Origin of the sequence: Novosphingobium ovatum (assembly GCF_009909235.1) — a bacterium.
In the GTDB taxonomy this organism is placed as follows: domain Bacteria; phylum Pseudomonadota; class Alphaproteobacteria; order Sphingomonadales; family Sphingomonadaceae; genus Novosphingobium; species Novosphingobium ovatum.
Genome location: NZ_JAAAPO010000002.1, coordinates 607,502 through 626,954 on the forward strand (window position 1 = coordinate 607,502; position 19,453 = coordinate 626,954).

Consider the following 19,453-nt stretch of genomic DNA (forward strand, 5'->3'; position numbering starts at 1 on the left):
CCTTTGTCTTGGTTGCCGCCTTCATAGAGTTTGTTAGTGATACATACAAGTGCCTTACGGCGTCAGTGTACAAATCACCCGCCCCCGCGCGCCCCGATCAATACAGCAACAGGTCGCGCGTGGCGGCCACCCACGCAGCCTCATCCGCAGCGGCGGCGGCGTCCAGATCCGCCGGCGTGGCGCCCGGATTGTCCACCCATTCGCGCAATCCCGGCCCGCCGTTGATCACATCAATCGCCAAACGGGTGAATTCATACTCATAGGGAAAATCACGCCAGATGGGATAATCCGGGTACAGGTTGCGAACCGCCTTGAACGCCAGCGCCTGCAAGCGCCACGGGCGGAACGCGGCGTGGTCGTAAAACGGGCCTTCGGCGTGGATCATCAGCGCGCTGCACAATTGCCCGGCGTGTTTGTGGAACGTGGGCGTGAACCAACATTCGCGCACCGCGCAACCGGCCAGCCATTCGGGCGCGACCTCACGCATTTCGGCCAGAACGGCGGCCGCATCGACGTCCGGCGCGCCAAACAGCACCTCCAGCGGGCGGGTGGTGCCGCGCCCTTCGGACAGGGTCGCGCCTTCCAGCATCACCGTCCCGGCATAGGCGCGCGCCATGTTCAGATTGGCCGCATTGGGCGAAGGGTTGATCCAGATGCGGCTGTCGGGCCAGCCATGGCCGGGCGCGGCATCGGGCTGCCAGCCCTGCATTGCCACCACCTGATAATCGACGTTCAGGCCAAAGTGGCGGATGAACCAATGGCCCATCTCGCCCAAGGTCAGCCCGTGGCGCATCGGCATTGGACCTGCCCCGACAAAGCTTTCCTGACCCGGCAGCAGCGTCAAGCCCTCGACCGGGCGACCGGCGGGATTAGGGCGGTCCAGCACCCACACGCTCTTGGGCGTGCCGGCCTTGCTCGCCTCGTCCGCCGCCTGCAACAGGTACAACAGCGTGGTGACAAAGGTATAGATGCGGCAGCCCAGATCCTGAAGGTCGAACAGGAACACATCGGCCGTATCCATCATCGTGCGCGTGGGCTTGCGCACCTGCCCATACAGGCTGAAGACCGGGATGTTCAGGACAGGATCAATCTCGTCCTCGGTCTCGACCATATTGTCCTGCTTGTCGCCCTTCAGCCCGTGCTGCGGGCCAAAGGCGGCGGTCAGGCAGATGTCATCGCATGCCGCCAGCGCGTCCAGACTGTGCCGCAAATCCGCCGTCACCGATGCCGGATGCGCCACCAGCGCCACCCGCCGCCCTTTCAACGGCGCGCGCAGGGTGGGGTCTGCCAACAGGCGGTCGATGCCAAAAAGAACCTCGGTCATGGGCGCAGCGCTGCCTCAATCGCGGCCGTGAAGCAAGAGCGCTGATGAAAGTCAGGCTTTCCAGCGGCATGGGCCAGCGCCCAATAGGAGGTGTGGCCGCCCTCTTCGGCGATCACGGCGGTCAGGCCCAAAGACACCGCCCCAACCCAATCCGCCGCCGCCAATACCGCGCGGCAGGCGAATGCATCGTCCTGCCGCAAGGCGGTGATCTGCGGCACGCTGGTCAGCGGGCGCGGCGCCATGCCATCGCGGTAATCGGCAAAGCCATAGGCCGCCCATGCGCCCGATGGGGCCAGATTGCACTCGGCATAAGCGGTGCCGGGCAGCGCGAGGAATGCCTCGAAACAGGTGGTCTGCCACAGGCCGTCGGTATGCACCGGGGCGGCGGGCGGCGGCACGATCAGCGCGCCTGCGCCCTCCACCCGCCAGTCCAGCACGATCCGATCGCCCACCCGCGCCACGCCACAGGCCACGCCGCGCACCTGCAACGGCGGCCTATCAGGATGAGCGATCAGGGAAAACCGGGCCACGCATGCGCCTCCTTGCGCCAGAAAATGCATCCCGCCACGCGCGGCGGCAGGCCCCTTTCCCTTGCCACGGGGCGCGAAAACGCGCTAGGCGGCGCGCACACAAAAGAGGCTACCATGACCGAATACACGTCCGACCTGCTGCGCCTGCTGTCCGAGCGGGGCTATATCCACCAAGTGACCGATGGCGCCGCGCTGGACGCGCTGGCCAATACACAGGTGGTGCCGGGCTATGTCGGCTTTGACGCAACGGCGGCCTCGTTGCATGTGGGCAATCTGGTGTCGATCATGCTGCTGCGCCGGCTGCAACAGGCCGGGCACAAGCCGGTTGTGGTGATGGGCGGCGGCACCACCCGCATCGGCGATCCCACCGGCAAGGACGAAGTACGCAAGATGCTGACCGATGAGGCCATCGAGGCCAATATCGCCAGCATCCGCACCGTCTTTGAACGCTTCCTGACCTTTGGCGACGGGCCGACGGACGCCATTCTGGTCAACAACCACGATTGGCTGGGCCAGTTGGGTTACATCGAGATGCTGCAAAAAGTGGGGACGCATTTCACCGTCAACCGCATGCTCTCGTTCGATTCGGTCAAGATGCGGCTGGAACGCGAACAGCCGATGACCTTCCTTGAATTCAACTACATGATCCTGCAGGGCTATGACTTCCGCCACCTGTGCCAGACCAATGGCGTGCGGTTGCAGATGGGCGGTTCGGACCAGTGGGGCAACATCGTCAACGGCGTGGAACTGAGCCGCCGCATGGATGGCGTCGAGGTGTTCGGCCTGACCACCCCGCTGATCACCAAGGCTGACGGCACCAAGATGGGCAAGTCGGTCTCGGGCGCGGTGTGGCTGAACCCGGCGCAATTGCCCGATTACGATTACTGGCAGTTCTGGCGCAACACCGATGACCGTGATGTGGGCCGGTTCCTGCGCCTGTTCACCGACATGCCGCTGGACGAAATCGCCCGGCTCGAGGCGCTGGAGGGCAGCGAGATCAACGCCGCCAAGGTGGCGCTGGCCAATGCCGCGACCGCCTTGTGCCGGGGTGAGGACGCCGCCAAGGCCGCCGAGGCGACCGCTTCGGCCACCTTTGCCGGGGGCGGTTTGGGGGCGGATCTGCCGGTCTGGGCGATTCCCGCAGGCGGCTGCACGATGATTGATGCGTTGGTTGGCATCGGATTTGCGACCAGCCGAGGCGAGGCCAAGCGTCTGGTCGCAGGCGGCGGAGCGCGGCTGGACGGCGTGGCGATCAGTGATGAAAACCACCCGATTTCGGGCACTTCTGGCGAAATCCGCATTTCCTCGGGCAAGAAAAAGCACGGCATCCTCAAGGGCGCCTGACCCATGTTATCCACCGGCAATCGCTTGCCCTGAGGGCGGCAGGCTATTGCCGGTTTTACCCTTTGTTCGCCAATTCTACGGCATAAGCCTTGCGTCGCAATTCTAATGCAGGGAATCCAAGGAAATGGTACAGGGTGCGCAACTTTCGGTCACCGAATTGCGGCGTTCGGCGCGCCATCCGGTCCAGTTCCTGGTCAACGCCGAACATCGCCGGTTGGGCGAATTTGATCTGATGATCGCCAATATTTCCGCGCATGGTTTCATGTCGGGGTCGCCGGTGGATTTGGGCCGGGGGGAGCGCATCACCATCCGCCTGCCCAATGTCGGCCGGATCGAGGCGCATCTGATCTGGAACACCGAGGACCGCGCCGGTTTCCAGTTTGAACGGATCATCCGGCTGGATGACTTCAACGCAATGATCCAGTCGATGCAGCCCAATCCGCGCCTGCGCCGCGAACGCTGAGCCCCTGTGTGATGGCGTGTGGTCGCCCATCGACCACCGCCCACACGCAAAGCCATAATTTCAGGCGGTTTAGAACAAGCAGCCTTGGCAAGGCGGCACCATCCTGCCACACCGGCCAGCGTGACTGAACCAACCACCCCGCTGCACATCCCCGATTATCGCCGCTTTTGGGCCGCCCGCTTTACCTCGGTGCTGGCCACCAATGGCATGGTGGTGATCATCGGCTACCAACTGTATGACGTGGCGCGCCAGACCTATGGCATGACCATCCCGCAGGCATCGTTCCTGCTGGGCATGTTGGGGCTGGCGCAATTCGTGCCGATGTTTCTGCTGACGCCCATCGCAGGTGTCGTGGCCGACCGGTTCGACCGCCGCCACGTGGGCGCCTGCGCCATGGGGATCGATCTGATCGTCGCGCTGATGCTGGCGCTGGCCACGGGCGGCGGCTGGCTCAATTTGCCGCTGCTGTTCTCGCTGGGCGTGGCGCATGGGACGGCGCGCGTGTTTGTCGGCCCGGCCGTCGGATCGATCGCCCCGGTCATCGTGCCCGCCGCGATCCTGCCACGCGCGGTGGCGCTCAATTCTCTGGCAATGCAAACCGGCATGATCGGCGGCCCGGCCTTGGCGGGCATCCTGTTCGGCATCCATGCCCCCCTGCCCTATGCGGTGTCGACCGCGCTGCTGGTGGTGGGGATCATGGCGCTGCTCTCGATCCGCCCACTGCCCCCCGTTGCCGCGAACAAGGATGTGCATCCCCTGCGGCAGGTGGCCGACGGCTTTTCCTATGTACGCGGCCATCCATTCCTGCTGGGCTGCATCACGCTGGACCTGTTCGCGGTGCTGCTGGCGGGGGCAACGGCGCTGTTGCCGATCTATGCCCGCGATTTCCTGACGTGGAATGGCATGTCGGTGGGCGCCAGTGGCCTTGGCCAGATGCGCGCAGCGCCTGCTCTGGGCGCGGCGGTGTTCGGGCTGATCCTGGCGTTCTATCCGCTGCAACGGCGGGTGGGCTATGTCATGTTGGGCGCGGTGGCCGCCTTTGGCGCGGCGACGATTGGCTTTGGCCTGTCGGCGTGGGTGCCGGGTAATGGCGGCTATCTGCTGGCGCTGGCCTCGCTGGTGGCGCTGGGCGCGTTTGACATGATCTCGGTGTTTGTGCGCGGCAGTTTGATCCAGTTGCACACTCCGGACGAGATGCGCGGGCGCGTGTCGGCGATCTCTGGCCTTGCCATTTCCGCCTCGAATGAGTTGGGCGAGATGGAGTCCGGTTTTGCCGCCAGCCTGCTGGGCCCGATCTGGGCGGTAGTGCTGGGCGGGATTGGCGCGATTGTCATCACCTGTTTGTGGGGATGGCTATTCCCTGACATCCGCCGCGCCTATAGTTTCGCACGCGAAGAGACCCCACATAAGGGCGACACCTGATTTCGCAGGCACGAAGGAGCTGATCCATGAAAGCCCAAAGCATTCTGTCCACCATCGGCAACACGCCGCATATCCGCCTCTCGCGGCTGTTCCCCGATCATGAGGTCTGGGTGAAGTCCGAGCGGTCGAACCCGGGCGGTTCGATCAAGGACCGCATCGCGCTGGCCATGATCGAGGCCGCCGAGGCCGACGGCAGCCTGACGCCCGGCGGCACGATCATCGAGCCGACCAGCGGCAACACCGGGATCGGTCTGGCGATGGTGGCCGCGGTCAAGGGTTACAAGCTGGTGCTGGTGATGCCCGAATCGATGTCGATCGAGCGCCGCCGGTTGATGCTGGCCTATGGCGCGACATTTGACCTGACCCCGCGGGAAAAGGGGATGAAGGGCGCGATCGAGCGCGCCACCGAACTGGTCGCCGCGACGCCAGGCGCGTGGATGCCGCAACAGTTTGACAATCCGGCCAATGTGGCCGTCCATGTCAAAACCACCGCGCAGGAAATCATCGCCGATTTTGCCGACACGCCGATCGATTACCTGATCACGGGCGTTGGCACCGGCGGCCACCTGACCGGCACGGCGCAGACGCTGAAATATGTCTGGCCGGAACTGCAGGCCTTTGCCGTGGAACCCACCCTGTCGCCCGTCATCAGCGGTGGCAAGCCGGCCCCGCACCCCATTCAGGGCATCGGCGCGGGGTTCATTCCGGGCAATCTGCACACCGAAATCCTTGACGGCGTGATCCAGGTCGACCCTGCCGACGCCAAAGAATGGGCGCGTAAAGCCGCCCGCACCGAGGGCCTGTTGGTGGGCATTTCGTCCGGCGCGACGCTGGCCGCCATCGCGCAGAAACTGGCCGAGATCCCGGCGGGCAGCCGCGTGCTGGGCTTCAACTATGACACCGGCGAGCGATACCTGTCGGTCCCCGATTTCCTGCCGGAGTAAGACCTTGGCCGAAGCCTTTTCCTATACCGACCGTGGCACCGCGCTGTCGGGGCTGTTGTTCCGCCCGGCTGGCGCGGTGCGGGGCGCGATTGTCGTGTTCCCCACCATCGCCAATGTCACCCCCCATGTCGAGGTGAAGGCGCAGGCGCTGGCCGATGCCGGTTTCATCGCGCTGATCGCCGATTTCTATGGCGAACCGGTGGCCAGTTTCGAAGCCTCGCGCCCCTTGGCCGAAAAGCTGCGCGGCGATGTGGCGCATTACCGCGCCCGTTGCCACGCGGCGGTGGCGGCTTTGCGCGATGTGGCAGGGGCCGGTGTACCGATGGCGGCCATCGGCTTTTGCATGGGCGGTCAGGCAGTGCTGGAACTGGCGCGCGATGGCGCGGATCTGGCGCTGGTGGCCAGCTTCCACGGGCTGCTGACCACCGGGAAAGCCGCCGAACCCGGTGCGGTCAAGGCGCGCATTCTGGTGTGCCATGGCGATGCCGATCCACTGGCGCCGCGTGACCACGTGCGCGCGTTCTGGGAAGAAATGGACGCGGCAGGCGCCAATTGGCACTTCCACAGCTATGCCGGGGTCAAGCACGGTTTCACCGAACCCGGCGCGGACAAGCGCGGCATGGCAGCGCTGGGCTATGATGCCAGTGCCGACCGGCAAAGCTGGGCGGCGCTCTACAGCCTGCTGGACGAGCTGATCCCGGCCTGATCGGCGGGGCACTGACACAACAAAGGGCGGGGTCGCACACCCCGCCCTTTTTGTTTGCGCGCCGTCTGCCCAGCGTCAGGCGATCGGGACCAGCCCCTCGCCCTCAACCCGGCGATAGAAACAGCTGGTCGCGCCCGTGTGGCAGGCGGGCCCGGCGGGCGTGACAATCATCACCAGCGCATCCTGATCGCAATCGACGCGGATTTCCTGCACCTTCAGGATGTGGCCCGAGGTTTCGCCCTTCATCCACTGCTTGCCCCGACTGCGCGAATAGAAATGGGCGATGCCGGTCTCGCGCGTTGCCTCCAGCGCCTGCGCGTTCATGAAAGCGACCATCAGGATCTCTTTTGTGACCGAATCAACGGCAATCGCCGTCAACAGCCCATTGGCATCAAAGCGCGGCATGAAGCGCGTCCCGGTTTCCCGTTCGACGGTTTCAGGCGATGACATAGTGAATTGTCCTTAGGTTATGGTGCCCGCAACGCGGCGATCACACCGCATTGGCAAAATTTGTAACAAAGGCGACGAGGACATCGCCACAGTTGTTGCAGGATAACCACAGATAGGGGGCAAAATCCACACACATTGGCGAGGCCGCTTTATCTTTCCGTCATTTCAGTGAAACAGTCGCCTCACGGTCTTGAGGGAGGCCGTAACGCCGAACGGCGGCGCAAAAGCGCCATGGTTCAGGGAACGAGGAGGCGCCACCCACGTGGAAGCGCGCCCCGAAGAGAATGAGGGTTCGGGTGTGGACGACCGTACAGGGGCGGTCGTCCTATCGCCAAAATGGCGCGCCCAGCAAGTTTCGTCACGGCAACGCCCGGAGGTTCGCCTCCGGGCGTTCTCGTTTGTGGATCAGGGTGGATCGATCAAGTCCGTCCAGCCCCCATCGGTGACGCGGGCGAAACAGGCCACCACCACACGCGCCGCCCCCGCCGCCCGCAACGCCGCGATACAGGCATTGGTCGTCGCGCCACTGGTCAGCACATCATCCACCAGCAGCACCTTCGCGCCCCGCAACATGGCGGCACGGCGCGGGTGGACGGTGATCGCATCGCGCAGCACACGGGCGCGCTCGGCCTTGCCCAATCCGCCCAGAGAAGGCGTCGGCCGCCGCCGCACCAGCGCATCCACCATCAGGCGCGCACCATGGTGGCGGGCGACCTCTGCCCCCAACAGCGCAGATTGGTTGAACCCCCGGTGCCACAGCCGCCAGCGGTGCAGCGGCACCGGCACCACCAGCCAGCGCCCCTGTGCCAGATCGCCCTGCGCCAGATCGCCCTGCGCCAGATCGCCCTGCCCCAGATCACCATGCAGCCGCGCCGCCATCAACCGCCCCAGCATAGGCGCCAGCGCCACCCGCCGCCCATGTTTCAGCCCGATGATCAGCCGCCGCGCGGTGTGGTTATAGATCGTCGCGGCACGGATGCCGTCATGGCTGGGGGGCGTATCACGACAATCCAGACACAGGTCGGCCTCATGGGGGTGCAGCGGATCGATCGATTGCGTCCGCCCGGCCTCGGCCCCGGCATGGGCAAAGGGCATGGCACAAGCGGCACAGGCCGGCTGGCCCGGAACCTCCAGCCCTGCCCAACATGTTGCGCATAAACCATTGTGATCGCTGACCATCGCCCCGCACAACGCACAACGCGGCGGGAACAAAAGGTCGATCACCGGCGTCCAGATTCGTGTGCGCATCAGCCCTCTCTGCCACCATCCTATGCCCGATCCGCCCTTGCGCCAAGCCGCCTTCCCCGGCACAGACGCGCCATGACACAGCCCGCCGCCCCCAACATCTTTGCCCCGCACCGCCGTCAGAACGCCCGCCGCCGCCTGTGGGCGATGCAACAGACACCCCAACGCTTCGCCGCCGGCCCGCCGCGCTATCTGATCGATGACATGGTCGAGGACGTGCTGGAGCGTATTGCTTTCCTGCGCCACGCGCCCGCGCGCGCATTGGTGGTGGGCGACTGGACCGGCGATTTGGCCCGCGCGCTGACGGTACAGGGGGCAGCGGTCACCTGCGCCGATCCGGCGGGCATCGGCGGCACGCTGGCGCTGGGCGAGGAAGTGCCCTACCCCATTGGCGGCTTTGACCTGATCGCCTCGCTGGGGACGCTGGACACGGTAAACGATCTGCCCGGCGCGCTGGTGCATATCCGGCAAGCGCTGGCCCCCGGCGGATTGGCGATTGTCGCGATGATGGGGGCTGGATCGTTGCCAGCCCTGCGCGACATCATGATGGCGGCAGACGGGGATCGCCCGGCAGCGCGCATGCACCCGATGGTGGACGTGCGTGCGGGCGCGCAATTGCTGCAACGGGTGGGCTGGGCCGATCCCGTGGCCGACAGCCGCACGCAAAAGGTGCGTTTCGGCAGCCTGTCCAGCCTGATCGCCGATGTGCGCGCGCAAGGCTGCGGCGGTTTGCTGACCCAGCGGGGTCCGGTGCTGGGCAAGGCGGGATGGGCCCGCGCGCAAGAGGCATTCGCCGCCGCCGCGCAGGATGGCCGCGTCACCGAAAGCTTTGAAATCCTGACGTTGAGTGGGTGGCGGCGCTAACCGCCACCCTCAACGCTTTCAGCCCAGCGCGGCCTGTGCCGCCGCCAGACGGGCAATCGGCACACGATACGGGCTGGCCGAAACGTAATCCAGCCCCACCTTTTCGCAGAAGGCGATCGAGGCTGGATCGCCGCCATGCTCGCCACAAATGCCCAGCTTGATATCGGCGCGAGTGGCGCGGCCACGTTCGGCCGCCAGACTGACCAACTGGCCCACACCCTCGATATCCAGACTGACGAACGGGTCGCGGGCATAGATGCCCTGATCAACATAGGCCCCCAGGAACCGCGCCGCGTCATCACGCGACACGCCCAACGTCGTCTGCGTCAGGTCATTGGTGCCAAACGAGAAGAACTTGGCCTCGGTCGCGATCTCGCCCGCCATCAGCGCGGCGCGCGGCAGTTCGATCATCGTGCCGACCATATAGTCCAGCACCCGCCCCTTTTCGGCAAAGACGGCAGCGGCGGTGCGATCGACCACGCCCTTCAGGATCTCCAGCTCGCGCTTGGTGGCGACCAGCGGGATCATCACTTCGGGCACCACCGCCTCACCGCTGGCGGCGGCCACGTCACAGGCGGCCTCGAAAATGGCGCGGGCCTGCATCTCGTAGATTTCCGGAAAAGTGATCCCCAGACGGCAGCCGCGATGGCCCAGCATCGGGTTGAATTCATGCAACTCGCCCGCGCGGCGCTTGAGGTGGTCAACGCCCACGCCGATCGTCTCGGACAGGTCGGCGAATTCCTCGTCACCCTGCGGCAGGAATTCATGCAGCGGCGGGTCCAGCAGGCGGATCGTCACCGGCAGACCGGCCATGATCTCGAAAATGGCGTGGAAATCGGCGCGCTGTTCGGGCAACAGCTTGGCCAAGGCGGCGCGGCGGCCAGCCTCGTCATCAGCCAAAATCATCTGACGCACGGCCGAAATGCGGCTGGCGTCAAAGAACATATGCTCGGTCCGGCACAACCCGATGCCCTCGGCGCCGAACTGGCGCGCCATACGGCAATCCAGCGGCGTTTCGGCATTGGTGCGCACGCGCATCCGCCGATGCTTGTCCGCCCACACCATCAGCGTGCCGAAATCGCCTACCAGTTCAGGCTCGATCGTGGGGACAGAGCCCGCCATGATGTCCCCGGTCGCGCCGTCCAGCGTGATGATGTCGCCTTCCTTCAGATCGCGGTTACCGATCTTCAGCGTGCGGCTGGCCATGTCGATGCTGACCGCGCTGGCGCCCGAAACACAAGGGCGCCCCATGCCGCGCGCAACCACCGCCGCGTGGCTGGTCATGCCGCCGCGCGCCGTCAGGATGCCCTTGGCCGCGTGCATGCCGTGGATGTCCTCGGGGCTGGTTTCGACGCGCACCAGAATGACGGCATCGCCGCGCTCGGCCCGCTTTTCGGCGGTTTCGGCGTCCAGCACGATGGCGCCGCTGGCGGCGCCTGGGCTGGCGGGCAGGCCCTTGGCCAGATGGTCGCGCGGTGCCTTGGGGTCCAGCGTCGGGTGCAGCAACTGGTCCAGCGCCATGGGGTCAACCCGGCGGATGGCGGTTGCCTCGTCGATCAGCCCTTCAGCCACCATGTCGACGGCCATCTTCAGCGCGGCCTTGGCGGTGCGCTTGCCGCTGCGCGTTTGCAGCATGAACAATTGGCCGCGTTCGACGGTGAATTCGATGTCCTGCATGTCCTTGTAATGCTTTTCCAGCAGTTCAAAAACAGCGGCCAATTCGGCATAGGCCGCGGGCATCGCTTCTTCCATGCTCAGCGGCTTGGCCCCGGCGCGTTCACGTGCGAATTTGGTCAGGTACTGCGGGGTACGGATGCCCGCCACCACGTCCTCGCCCTGCGCATTGACCAGCCATTCGCCGTAATAGGCCTTTTCGCCGGTGGCGGGATCGCGGGTAAAGGCAACGCCGGTGGCGCTGGTGTCGCCCATGTTGCCAAATACCATCGCCTGTACGTTGACGGCGGTGCCCCAGTCGCCGGGGATGTCGTTCAACCGGCGATAGACCTTGGCGCGCTCGCTTTCCCAGCTGTCGAACACGGCGCCGATGGCGCCCCACAGCTGTTCATGCACATCCTGCGGGAACGGGCGGCCCAGCGCTTCTGCGACAATCGCCTTATATTCGCTGACGAGGGCCTGCCAATGCTCGGCCTCCATCTCAACATCGTTGTAAAAGCCGTTGTCTTCCTTGGCGATTTCCAAGGCATCCTCGAACAGGTGATGGTCAATGCCCAGCACCACGTCGGCATACATCTGGATGAAACGGCGATAGGAATCCCACGCGAAACGCGGATTGCCCGAACCATCGGCCAGCCCCAGAACGGTGGCGTCATTCAGGCCCAGGTTCAGCACCGTGTCCATCATGCCCGGCATCGACACCCGCGCGCCCGAGCGCACCGACACCAGCAGCGGGTTGGCGGTGTCGCCAAAGCGGCGGCCGGTGGCGGCTTCGACATGGGCGATCCCGGCGGCAACGCCCGCGCGCAGGCCATCGTCAAACGTCTTGCCACCGGCGTTATAGCTGGCGCACACTTCGGTGCTGATCGTGAAACCGGCGGGCACCGGCAGGCCAATGCCTGCCATTTCCGCCAGATTTGCGCCCTTGCCGCCGACGATCGTTTTATCGCGGGCGCGAGGGTTGTCCGAAGAAGCACCACCACCGAAATGGAATACGTATGCACTCATGACAATTAGCCGTTCCTGTCACGCGAATCACGTTGACTCGCGGGGTTTTGCCTAGCCCTCGATGCGCGAGAAGTCAGCCACTTTGTGCACCGCAGCACGGAATTGTGCGAGAAGTGACAAACGTGCCGCACGCACCTCTTCCTCGGGCGCGTTGACGATCACGTCCTCGAAAAACGCGTCGACGCTGCTGCGCAAGGTGGCCAGCGCGGCCATCGCGCCGGTGAAGTCCTCGGCCGCCACGGCGGCTTCGGCACGCGGCGCGGCATCGGCCAGCGCGGCGATCAGCGCGGCTTCGGCAGGGACCGGCGCGGGGTTGGTGGAGCCTTGCGCCCAGCCCTTCTTCTCCTCGGCGCGCAGGATGTTGGCGGCGCGCTTGTAGCCCGCCAGCAGGTTCTTGCCGTCCTCGGTCGTGATGAACGCCTGCAACGCATGGACGCGGGCCAGCAGGCGGACGAGATCATCCTCACCGCCCAGCGCGAACACCGCGTCGATCAGATCGTGGCGAACGCCCGCTTCCTTCTGCTGGACCTTGAGGCGGTCGGCGAAGAAGGTCAGCAGATCGCCCTCACCCACGCTGAAGCGCAGGCCGTTTTCGGTGATCAGACTGATGATGCCCAGCGCCGCACGACGCAGCGCGAACGGATCTTTCGACCCGGTAGGTTTTTCATCGATGGCAAAGAAGCTGCGGAGCGTATCCAGCTTATCCGCCAGCGCCACACACACCGTTACCGGCGCGGTGGGGACGTCATCGCCCTGCCCGACCGGCTTGTAATGGTCGCGGATGGCGTCGGCCACGGCGTCCGGCAGCCCTTCGGCGCGGGCGTAGTAGCCGCCCATCAGGCCTTGCAGCTCGGGGAATTCGCCCACCATTTCGGTGACGAGATCGGCCTTGCACAATTCGGCCGCCTGACGCGCCAGCGCGGGATCGGCGTCCGGCACGATGCCCTCTGCCGCCAGCCATTCGGCCAGTTTCGCCACGCGCGCGACCTTGTCAGCCACCGTGCCCAGCTTTTCATGGAAGGTGATGCGCGAAAGCTTTTCTGCCTGCTGCGCCAGCGGGGTTTTCAGATCCTGCTGCCAAAAGAAGCGCGCGTCCGACAGGCGCGCGGCCAGCACCTTGCGGTTGCCCGCCACGATGCCCTCGCCCCCATCGGTGGCGGCGATGTTGGCGGTGCAGACGAAGGCATTGGCCAGTTTCCCGGCGGCGTCCTCGCACACGAAATATTTCTGGTTGATGCGCGCGGTCAACTGGATCACCTCGGGCGGGACATCCAGATAGGCCTCGTCAAAACGGCCCAGCAGCGGCTGCGGCCATTCGGTCAGACCGGCGTTCTCGATCACCAAGCCTTCGTCCGCCACCAGCGACAGGCCAGCAGCAGCCGCGGCCTCAGCAGCGGCGGCGCGGATCGTGTCCTGACGCGCGGCATGGTCCACGATCACATGCGCCGCGCGCAGCGCATCGGCATAGCTATCGGCATCGGCGATCGTCACCGCGCCGGTCGAATGGAAACGGTGGCCAACGGTGTCGCGCCCGCTGGTGATGCCGCCCACGTCACAATCCACCACCGCGCCGTCCAGCAGCGCGACGATGCCCTGCAACGGGCGCACCCAGCGCAGGCTTTCGGTCGAGAGCGAGGCCGCCCCCCAGCGCTGCGACTTGGGCCAGCTAAAGCCACGGATGATGGCCGGGATCGCCTCGGCCAGCACATCGGCGGTGGCGCGGCCCGGCTTTTCGGTGACGGCAAACAGCACGCCGTCACGCTCCACCAGATCCTCGCGCGTCAGGCCGGTCTTGCGCAAAAAGCCCGCCAGCGCCTGCTCGGGGGCGCTCGCCTTTGGCCCCTTCACTTCCTCGCGAACGGCCTGCGTCGCCACCGGCAAATCGCGCGCGATCAGCGCCAGACGGCGCGGGGTCGACCACAGCGTCAGTTCGCCCAGCGCAACGCCAGCCCCCTGCATCGCGGCGCGGAACAGCTTTTCCAGCTCGGCGCGGGCATTGGCCTGCATGCGCGCCGGGATTTCCTCGCTGCGCAGTTCAAGAAGGAAAGTGCTCACTTGCTCCACCCCGGAAACTTTTCGGCCCACTCGGCCTCGTTCTTCTCGATCCACGCCTCACAGGCGCCCTTGGCCAGATCGCGCACGCGGCCGATATAGCTGGCGCGCTCCTGCACGCTGATCACGCCGCGCGCCTGCAACAGGTTGAACAGGTGCGAAGCCTCGATCGCCTGATCATAGGCCGCCAGCGGGATCTGCGCCTCGATGCAGCGCTTGGCCTCGGCCTCGGCATGTTCAAAGCCCTTGAACAGCTGGGCGGTGTCGGCGATCTCGAAATTGTATTTCGACATCTCCTGTTCGTTCTTCAGGAAGACATCGCCATAGGTGACGCCTTCGTTGTTGAAGCGCAGGTCATACACGCGGTCGACGCCCTGGATGTACATCGCCAGACGCTCCAGACCATAGGTCAGCTCACCGGCCACCGGCTTGCAGTCAAACCCGCCGACCTGCTGGAAATAGGTGAACTGCGTCACCTCCATCCCGTCGCACCAGACTTCCCAGCCCAGCCCCCACGCGCCCAGCGTCGGGCTTTCCCAGTCGTCCTCGACAAAGCGGATGTCGTGCGCAAGCGCGTCCACGCCAATCTCGGCCAAAGATTGCAGGTACAGCTCCTGCAGGTTCTCCGGCGAAGGCTTGAGGATCACCTGATACTGATAATAATGCTGCAACCGGTTGGGGTTTTCGCCGTAACGCCCGTCGGTCGGGCGGCGGCTGGGCTGCACATAGGCGGCCTTCCACGGCTGTGGGCCCAACGCGCGCAGGGTGGTGGCGGGGTGGAATGTCCCCGCGCCCATGCGCATGTCATAGGGTTGCAGAATCAGACAGCCCTGCTTGCTCCAGAATGCGTGGAGCGTGAGGATCATGTCCTGAAAGCTGAGAGGTGTGGCTTTTGCGCTCATGATTGCGGGCCTTTGGCCGATGGGCCAGATATGGTCAATGGGTGTTTGGGCAGGGCGTGTCATGAAACAGCCCCGGTTCACATCGGGTAAACCATCTGTAGCAATCGACTCCTCGTATGTCTGCGGATAGAAACGCGCCCATGAAGCTGTTGTCCCTGCGCCTTGCCGCCCCCGTTTTGTCCCTGCTGGCCATGCTGTGGGCGCCTTCGCCCGCGCTGGCCGATCAGCGCCACCCCACGCCCGTTCCGACCGGCACGATTGCGGCACCTGTCGCCGCCACCCCCGCCCTGTGGAAGCTGCAAAAGGGCGCCAGCACGATCTATCTGTTCGGCACGCTGCACGTCATGCCCGATGGGATCGACTGGTATCGCGGCCCGGTGGCACAGGCGTTCGAGGCCTCTGACACGCTGGTGACCGAGATCATCGACCTGCCCGCCGACCAGATGCGCGCGGTGATGCAGGACAAGGCGATGCTGCCCGCAGGCAAGACCTTGCGCGCCAGCCTGCCCCCGGCTGTCCGTGCGGACTATTTGCGGGCGCTGCAACGCAATGCCATTCCGGCCGATAGTTTTGACCGGTTCCGCCCGTGGTTTGCCGCCGTCAACCTGTCGCTGGTCCCCCTGCTAAAGGAAGGCTACAACCCGGCCAATGGCGTTGACGGCCAATTGACCCGCCGCGCCAAGGACCGCGCGATGAAGCAGGAAGCGCTGGAAACCGCAGCCCAGCAGTTCAGCGTCTTTGCCGCCCTGCCGCCCCGTGTCGAAAACGGCTATCTGCGCGAGGTGGCCAAGTCCTCGATCACCCTGTCGCGCGATGTCAAACGCATGATCGCGGCATGGCAACGCGGTGACGCAGCCTATCTGGCCCGCCTGTTGAACGAGGGCGAAGATGATCCCGTCCTGCGCAAGGCCCTGATGACCGACCGCAACCGCGCATGGACCGGCTGGATCGCCAACCGCCTGAACCAGCCGGGCACAGTGTTCATCGCGGTGGGCGCGGGCCATCTGGCGGGCACGGGCAGCGTGCAGGCGATGCTGCGCGCCCGCGGGATCACCGCTACCCGCGTGCAGTGACGCGCGCGATCGCCTTTGCCCGCCGCCCTTGGTGGTGGTGGCTGTGGCTGGCCGCGGCGCTGGCCTGCTTTGCGGCGGGGGCGATGCTGGCATGGAACGCGTGGCGCACCGATCCCGCCCGCCCGGCGCTGTGGCGCGTGAGTGGGCCCAATGGGCAAACGGCCACCCTGTTCGGCACGATCCACGCCCTGCCCCGCCCGGCGGCTTGGCAGGGGGGCGCGGTCGATCAGGCGATGGCGGCCAGCAATGTGCTGGTGGTCGAGATCGCCGCGCTGAACGATGGCGCGCAAACCGCCCGCGTGTTTCATCGCCTGAGCCAGACCCCCGGCCTGCCGCCGCTGGACCAGCGGGTAACGCCCGCCCTGCGCCCCGCCCTGCTGGCTGCCCTGCACGCCTTGGGCAAGAGCCCAGCCGACTTCTCCACCACCGAGACATGGGCCGCCGCCCTGACGCTGGCGCAGGGGGAAAAGCCCGGCCAGTCGGCCAATGGCATCGATCAGGCCTTGTTGCGGGCGCCGCAACTGCCGGTCTATGAGCTGGAGGGCGCGGAGGCACAGTTGGCGATCTTTGACCGCCTGCCCGAGCCGACCCAGCGCCGCCTGCTGGAGCTGACCATAACCCCTGCCCGCGGCGCAGACCTGTCGGCGGCATGGCGCGCGGGCGACATGGCCGCGATCGAGGCGCAGACGCATCAGGGCATCATGGCCGACCCCGCGATCCGTCAGGCACTGTATGCCGCGCGCAACCACGATTGGGCGGGCCGCATCGCGGTGATGATGCGCGCCGGTCGGCGGCCTTTTGTCGCGGTGGGCGCGGCGCATATGGCCGGCGCACAGGGGCTGCCCGCGCTGCTCACCACCATGGGGTATCGCGTGACGCGGGTGCAATAGCCTGCGCGCGCGCACCGCGTACTTGCCTTTTCGCGCCGATCCGCCTATGGGCCCGCCCTTGCCCGCGCATGGTCATCCCTGGAGGCGTGGCGGGTGTATTTTGGTTCCAGAAGTTTTGAAAGGCTTGTGTTATGAGCAATACCCTGACCCTGCCGGCCGAGACGCGCACGAAGACTGGCAAGGGAGCCAGCCGTGCCCTGCGTCGTGAAGGCCGCGTGCCCGCCGTGATCTATGGTGGCAATGCCGAACCGATCTCGATCCATGTCGAGGAAAAGGAACTGGTCCGTCAGTTGAACACGGGCAAGTTCTTTGACGGCACGATCGAGCTGACCGTTGACGGCCAGACCATCGTCACCACGCCCAAGGATGTTGCGTTCCACCCCGTGAACGACCGTCCCGAGCACGTGGACTTCCTGCGCGCATAACGCGTTGGACGGTGGCCCCACGGGCCGCCACGAAATCGGCGGGAAAGATGGCCGTACCGGCGCGTCTTTCCCGCCTTTTCTATGACTTGCACACCGCCATCACGGGATACACAAGGCCATGCAATTGTGGGTTGGGCTGGGCAATCCCGGCGATCAGCACAAGATGAACCGCCACAATGTCGGCTTTATGGCGTGTGACGTGATCGCCGACATGCACCGATTTGGCCCGGTCCAGAAAAAGTTCCAGGGATGGGTGCAGGACGGCCGCATCGGCACGCAGCGCGTGATCCTGCTCAAACCCGCGACCTTCATGAACGAAAGCGGCCGCTCCGTGGCCGAGGCGCTGCGCTTTTACAAGCTGGACCTGTCGGCGCTGAGCGTGTTTCACGACGAGCTGGACCTGCCCGCGATGAAGGTCAAGGTCAAGCAGGGCGGCGGCACGGCTGGCCACAATGGCCTGCGCTCGATCGACAAGCATCTGGGCGCCGATTTCCGCCGGGTGCGCATCGGCATCGGCCACCCCGGCCACAAGGACCGCGTGACGGGCCATGTTCTGGGCAATTACGCCAAGTCGGAAATGGACGATCTGGCCGATATGCTGGGCGCCATCGCCGCCGAGGCCGAATGGCTGGCCAAGGGCGATGACGCCCGGTTCATGAGCGATCTGGCCCTGCGGCTCAAGCCCTGAGACGCCACACAAGGGCAACAACCGCGCGGCCCATTAACGTTAACGTGAATTCAACGCCTTCTGGTGCATGACACGCCCTGAACTGGGGGTGTCTGTTTGTGTCGCACCCCTGTTGCCGGGCAGGCCGCGCGCCGCCCCGCATCGGTAACAAGGGGCGCTATCCGTGATGAATTCCGCACAGCCGCAACAGAAACAGACCTTTCAGAAATATGTTCTGGGCGGTGTGGTTGTCGGCAGCCTGATCTTGGCCCTGCTGGGCTGGACCCGCAAGGTTGATTGCACCTGTCCCAAGGACTTGAGCGCCACCGTCACCGGACTGGGCAAGCCGACCGGGTTGGCGGGCACGGCCGGTTTCGGGCCAAAGGTGCTGGGCAGCGGCGTGCCGCTGGGCACAGGCACGGGCACGGGCGATCCCAAACTGGCGCTGCGCGGGGCTCCCTCGCCTGCCGGGCGCGGTGTGACGGGCGCTCCGGCGCAATTGGCGATTGGCAATGCGCGCGGACCTTTGGGTGGCGGCGTTGGGACCACCGGCGGCAGCGTCGGCGTGTCGGGCCGTCCGGGCGGCGAAACCTTGGATGGCCGCGGCGAGGGCCTGATCGCCACCTCGACCGGAGGCGGCAATGGCCGGGGCGTGGGCCGTGGCGCGCCCACTATCACGGGCGGCGGCAGCGGGGGCGGCGGCGGGGGCGGTTCGACCACAACCACCAGCACCTCGTCCAGCGGCGGTCAGGGTACCGGCTCGACCTCGGGCGGGACCACGCCGATCGGCGGGTCCAGCACCAGCGGCGGCACGTCAACGTCAACCTCCTCAACGTCGACCTCGACCTCCACTTCGACCAGCACCGGCGGGTTTGGCCCGCGTGATCCGGGCGCGTCGGGCGGTTCGAACGGCGGCTCCAGCTTTGGCCCGCGTGATCCGGGGGCAACCAGCGGCGGCAGCAATGGTGGCCGTGGTCCCGGCGGGTCCAATGGTGGTACCTCGGGCGCGTCGACCAGCACCACCAGCTCTTCCTCCTCGGGCGGCGGCGATGGCGGCTCATCGGGTGGCAGCAGCGGCTGGTTTGGCGGCTCGTCCTCGGGCGGTGGTAGCAGCAGCTCGTCTTCGGGCGGTTCCTCGGGCGCGGTGGACGTGCCGGAACCGGGCACCTTTGGCCTGCTGGGCGTGGGCCTGGGCGGGTTGGCCTATGCCCGCTGGCGCCGCCGCCGCCGCGATGACACCAACGCGTCGGACGAGGCGGCCACCGCCACCACCGACGACGATCAGCCCAAGGATTGATACCATAACGCTTCGGGGCGTCGTCGACCTGCCCTCCACATGACGATACCCCGGCCAAGCCCCGCCCGCAGACCCTGCGGCGGGGCTTTTGCCGTTATGCCCTTCCTTCGCCGCGCCCGATGTTCTAAGGGCCGCGCAATTTCCGGCGCGCGTCACGCGCCCTCAGCCATTTT

At 65.9% G+C, this 19,453-nt stretch carries 17 protein-coding genes and 1 pseudogene; 11 read left to right on the forward strand and 7 right to left on the reverse strand.

Going from position 1 to position 19,453, the window contains the following annotated elements:
- Positions 1–97: 97 nt before the first annotated feature.
- Positions 98–1,324 (reverse strand): exo-beta-N-acetylmuramidase NamZ family protein, encoded by a 1,227-nt coding sequence (locus GTZ99_RS06945; protein WP_161717518.1) that lies wholly within the window; start codon positions 1,322–1,324, stop codon positions 98–100.
- Complete coding sequence (locus GTZ99_RS06950) at positions 1,321–1,854, reverse strand: DOMON-like domain-containing protein (RefSeq protein WP_161717519.1); 534 nt, start codon at positions 1,852–1,854, stop codon at positions 1,321–1,323. Before GTZ99_RS06950 ends, GTZ99_RS06945 begins: the two co-directional genes overlap by 4 nt.
- Before the next feature lie 114 nt (positions 1,855–1,968).
- Between GTZ99_RS06950 and tyrS the strand changes: the two genes are divergently transcribed.
- From tyrS to GTZ99_RS06975, 5 genes are all read left to right on the forward strand, one after another.
- On the forward strand, positions 1,969–3,198 hold the full coding sequence (tyrS, locus tag GTZ99_RS06955; RefSeq protein ID WP_161717520.1) for a tyrosine--tRNA ligase: 1,230 nt from the start codon (positions 1,969–1,971) through the stop codon (positions 3,196–3,198).
- A 124-nt stretch (positions 3,199–3,322) separates the two neighbouring features.
- The gene (locus tag GTZ99_RS06960) at positions 3,323–3,661 is read left to right on the forward strand and encodes a PilZ domain-containing protein (RefSeq protein ID WP_161717521.1); all 339 of its coding nucleotides are present in this window, start codon (positions 3,323–3,325) and stop codon (positions 3,659–3,661) included.
- Between the two features lie 120 nt (positions 3,662–3,781).
- Entirely contained in the window at positions 3,782–5,083 is a 1,302-nt protein-coding gene (locus GTZ99_RS06965; protein WP_161717522.1) for an MFS transporter, read from the forward strand.
- Positions 5,084–5,109: 26 nt separating this feature from the next.
- A complete protein-coding gene (gene cysK, locus GTZ99_RS06970; protein ID WP_161717523.1) occupies positions 5,110–6,027 on the forward strand; it encodes a cysteine synthase A in 918 nt (305 codons plus the stop codon).
- 4 nt (positions 6,028–6,031) lie between these two features.
- On the forward strand, positions 6,032–6,733 hold the full coding sequence (locus GTZ99_RS06975; RefSeq protein ID WP_227711149.1) for a dienelactone hydrolase family protein: 702 nt from the start codon (positions 6,032–6,034) through the stop codon (positions 6,731–6,733).
- Between the two features lie 75 nt (positions 6,734–6,808).
- Here GTZ99_RS06975 and hisI read toward each other — a convergent pair whose 3' ends face one another.
- The gene (gene hisI, locus GTZ99_RS06980; protein WP_161717525.1) at positions 6,809–7,183 is read right to left on the reverse strand and encodes a phosphoribosyl-AMP cyclohydrolase; all 375 of its coding nucleotides are present in this window, start codon (positions 7,181–7,183) and stop codon (positions 6,809–6,811) included.
- Between the two features lie 405 nt (positions 7,184–7,588).
- The gene (locus GTZ99_RS06985) at positions 7,589–8,431 is read right to left on the reverse strand and encodes a ComF family protein (protein ID WP_161717526.1); all 843 of its coding nucleotides are present in this window, start codon (positions 8,429–8,431) and stop codon (positions 7,589–7,591) included.
- A 72-nt stretch (positions 8,432–8,503) separates the two neighbouring features.
- Here GTZ99_RS06985 and GTZ99_RS06990 point away from each other — a divergent pair, with 72 nt between their 5' ends.
- A complete protein-coding gene (locus GTZ99_RS06990; RefSeq protein WP_161717527.1) occupies positions 8,504–9,292 on the forward strand; it encodes a methyltransferase domain-containing protein in 789 nt (262 codons plus the stop codon).
- Positions 9,293–9,310: 18 nt separating this feature from the next.
- Here GTZ99_RS06990 and ppdK read toward each other — a convergent pair whose 3' ends face one another.
- The 3 genes from ppdK to GTZ99_RS07005 are packed head-to-tail and all read right to left on the reverse strand — an operon-like array spanning position 9,311 to position 14,928.
- Entirely contained in the window at positions 9,311–11,974 is a 2,664-nt protein-coding gene (gene ppdK / locus GTZ99_RS06995) for a pyruvate, phosphate dikinase (RefSeq protein ID WP_161717528.1), read from the reverse strand.
- Positions 11,975–12,025: 51 nt separating this feature from the next.
- On the reverse strand, positions 12,026–14,029 hold the full coding sequence (gene glyS / locus GTZ99_RS07000) for a glycine--tRNA ligase subunit beta (RefSeq protein WP_161717529.1): 2,004 nt from the start codon (positions 14,027–14,029) through the stop codon (positions 12,026–12,028).
- Positions 14,026–14,928, reverse strand: coding sequence for a glycine--tRNA ligase subunit alpha (locus GTZ99_RS07005; RefSeq protein WP_161717530.1), 903 nt, complete (start codon positions 14,926–14,928; stop codon positions 14,026–14,028). Before GTZ99_RS07005 ends, glyS begins: the two co-directional genes overlap by 4 nt.
- A 140-nt stretch (positions 14,929–15,068) precedes the next feature.
- On the opposite strand from GTZ99_RS07005, the gene GTZ99_RS07010 reads away from it, so the two are divergent.
- From GTZ99_RS07010 to GTZ99_RS07030, 5 genes and pseudogenes are all read left to right on the forward strand, one after another.
- Positions 15,069–16,001, forward strand: a complete 933-nt coding sequence (locus tag GTZ99_RS07010) for a TraB/GumN family protein (RefSeq protein WP_161717531.1) — start codon at positions 15,069–15,071, stop codon at positions 15,999–16,001.
- The gene (locus tag GTZ99_RS07015) at positions 15,998–16,891 is read left to right on the forward strand and encodes a TraB/GumN family protein (protein ID WP_320076649.1); all 894 of its coding nucleotides are present in this window, start codon (positions 15,998–16,000) and stop codon (positions 16,889–16,891) included. Before GTZ99_RS07010 ends, GTZ99_RS07015 begins: the two co-directional genes overlap by 4 nt.
- Positions 16,892–17,022: 131 nt before the next feature.
- Positions 17,023–17,310: pseudogene (gene rplY / locus GTZ99_RS07020) on the forward strand (50S ribosomal protein L25); the annotation flags it as partial.
- A gap of 124 nt (positions 17,311–17,434) precedes the next feature.
- On the forward strand, positions 17,435–18,004 hold the full coding sequence (pth, locus tag GTZ99_RS07025; RefSeq protein ID WP_161717533.1) for an aminoacyl-tRNA hydrolase: 570 nt from the start codon (positions 17,435–17,437) through the stop codon (positions 18,002–18,004).
- 166 nt (positions 18,005–18,170) lie between these two features.
- Entirely contained in the window at positions 18,171–19,280 is a 1,110-nt protein-coding gene (locus GTZ99_RS07030) for a PEP-CTERM sorting domain-containing protein (protein WP_201742428.1), read from the forward strand.
- Positions 19,281–19,453 lie beyond the last annotated feature (173 nt).

Excerpts from the sequence above, each read along its gene's own strand:
- GTZ99_RS07030 (WP_201742428.1), top strand. The coding sequence starts at position 18,171 with ATGAATTCCGCACAGCCGCAACAGAAACAGACCTTTCAGAAATATGTT.
- GTZ99_RS06990 (WP_161717527.1), top strand. The coding sequence starts at position 8,504 with ATGACACAGCCCGCCGCCCCCAACATCTTTGCCCCGCACCGCCGTCAG.
- pth (WP_161717533.1), top strand. The coding sequence starts at position 17,435 with ATGCAATTGTGGGTTGGGCTGGGCAATCCCGGCGATCAGCACAAGATG.
- GTZ99_RS06960 (WP_161717521.1), top strand. The coding sequence starts at position 3,323 with ATGGTACAGGGTGCGCAACTTTCGGTCACCGAATTGCGGCGTTCGGCG.
- GTZ99_RS06945 (WP_161717518.1), bottom strand. The coding sequence starts at position 1,324 with ATGACCGAGGTTCTTTTTGGCATCGACCGCCTGTTGGCAGACCCCACC.
- tyrS (WP_161717520.1), top strand. The coding sequence starts at position 1,969 with ATGACCGAATACACGTCCGACCTGCTGCGCCTGCTGTCCGAGCGGGGC.
- GTZ99_RS07010 (WP_161717531.1), top strand. The coding sequence starts at position 15,069 with ATGAAGCTGTTGTCCCTGCGCCTTGCCGCCCCCGTTTTGTCCCTGCTG.
- cysK (WP_161717523.1), top strand. The coding sequence starts at position 5,110 with ATGAAAGCCCAAAGCATTCTGTCCACCATCGGCAACACGCCGCATATC.
- GTZ99_RS07005 (WP_161717530.1), bottom strand. The coding sequence starts at position 14,928 with ATGAGCGCAAAAGCCACACCTCTCAGCTTTCAGGACATGATCCTCACG.
- ppdK (WP_161717528.1), bottom strand. The coding sequence starts at position 11,974 with ATGAGTGCATACGTATTCCATTTCGGTGGTGGTGCTTCTTCGGACAAC.
- GTZ99_RS06985 (WP_161717526.1), bottom strand. The coding sequence starts at position 8,431 with ATGCGCACACGAATCTGGACGCCGGTGATCGACCTTTTGTTCCCGCCG.
- hisI (WP_161717525.1), bottom strand. The coding sequence starts at position 7,183 with ATGTCATCGCCTGAAACCGTCGAACGGGAAACCGGGACGCGCTTCATG.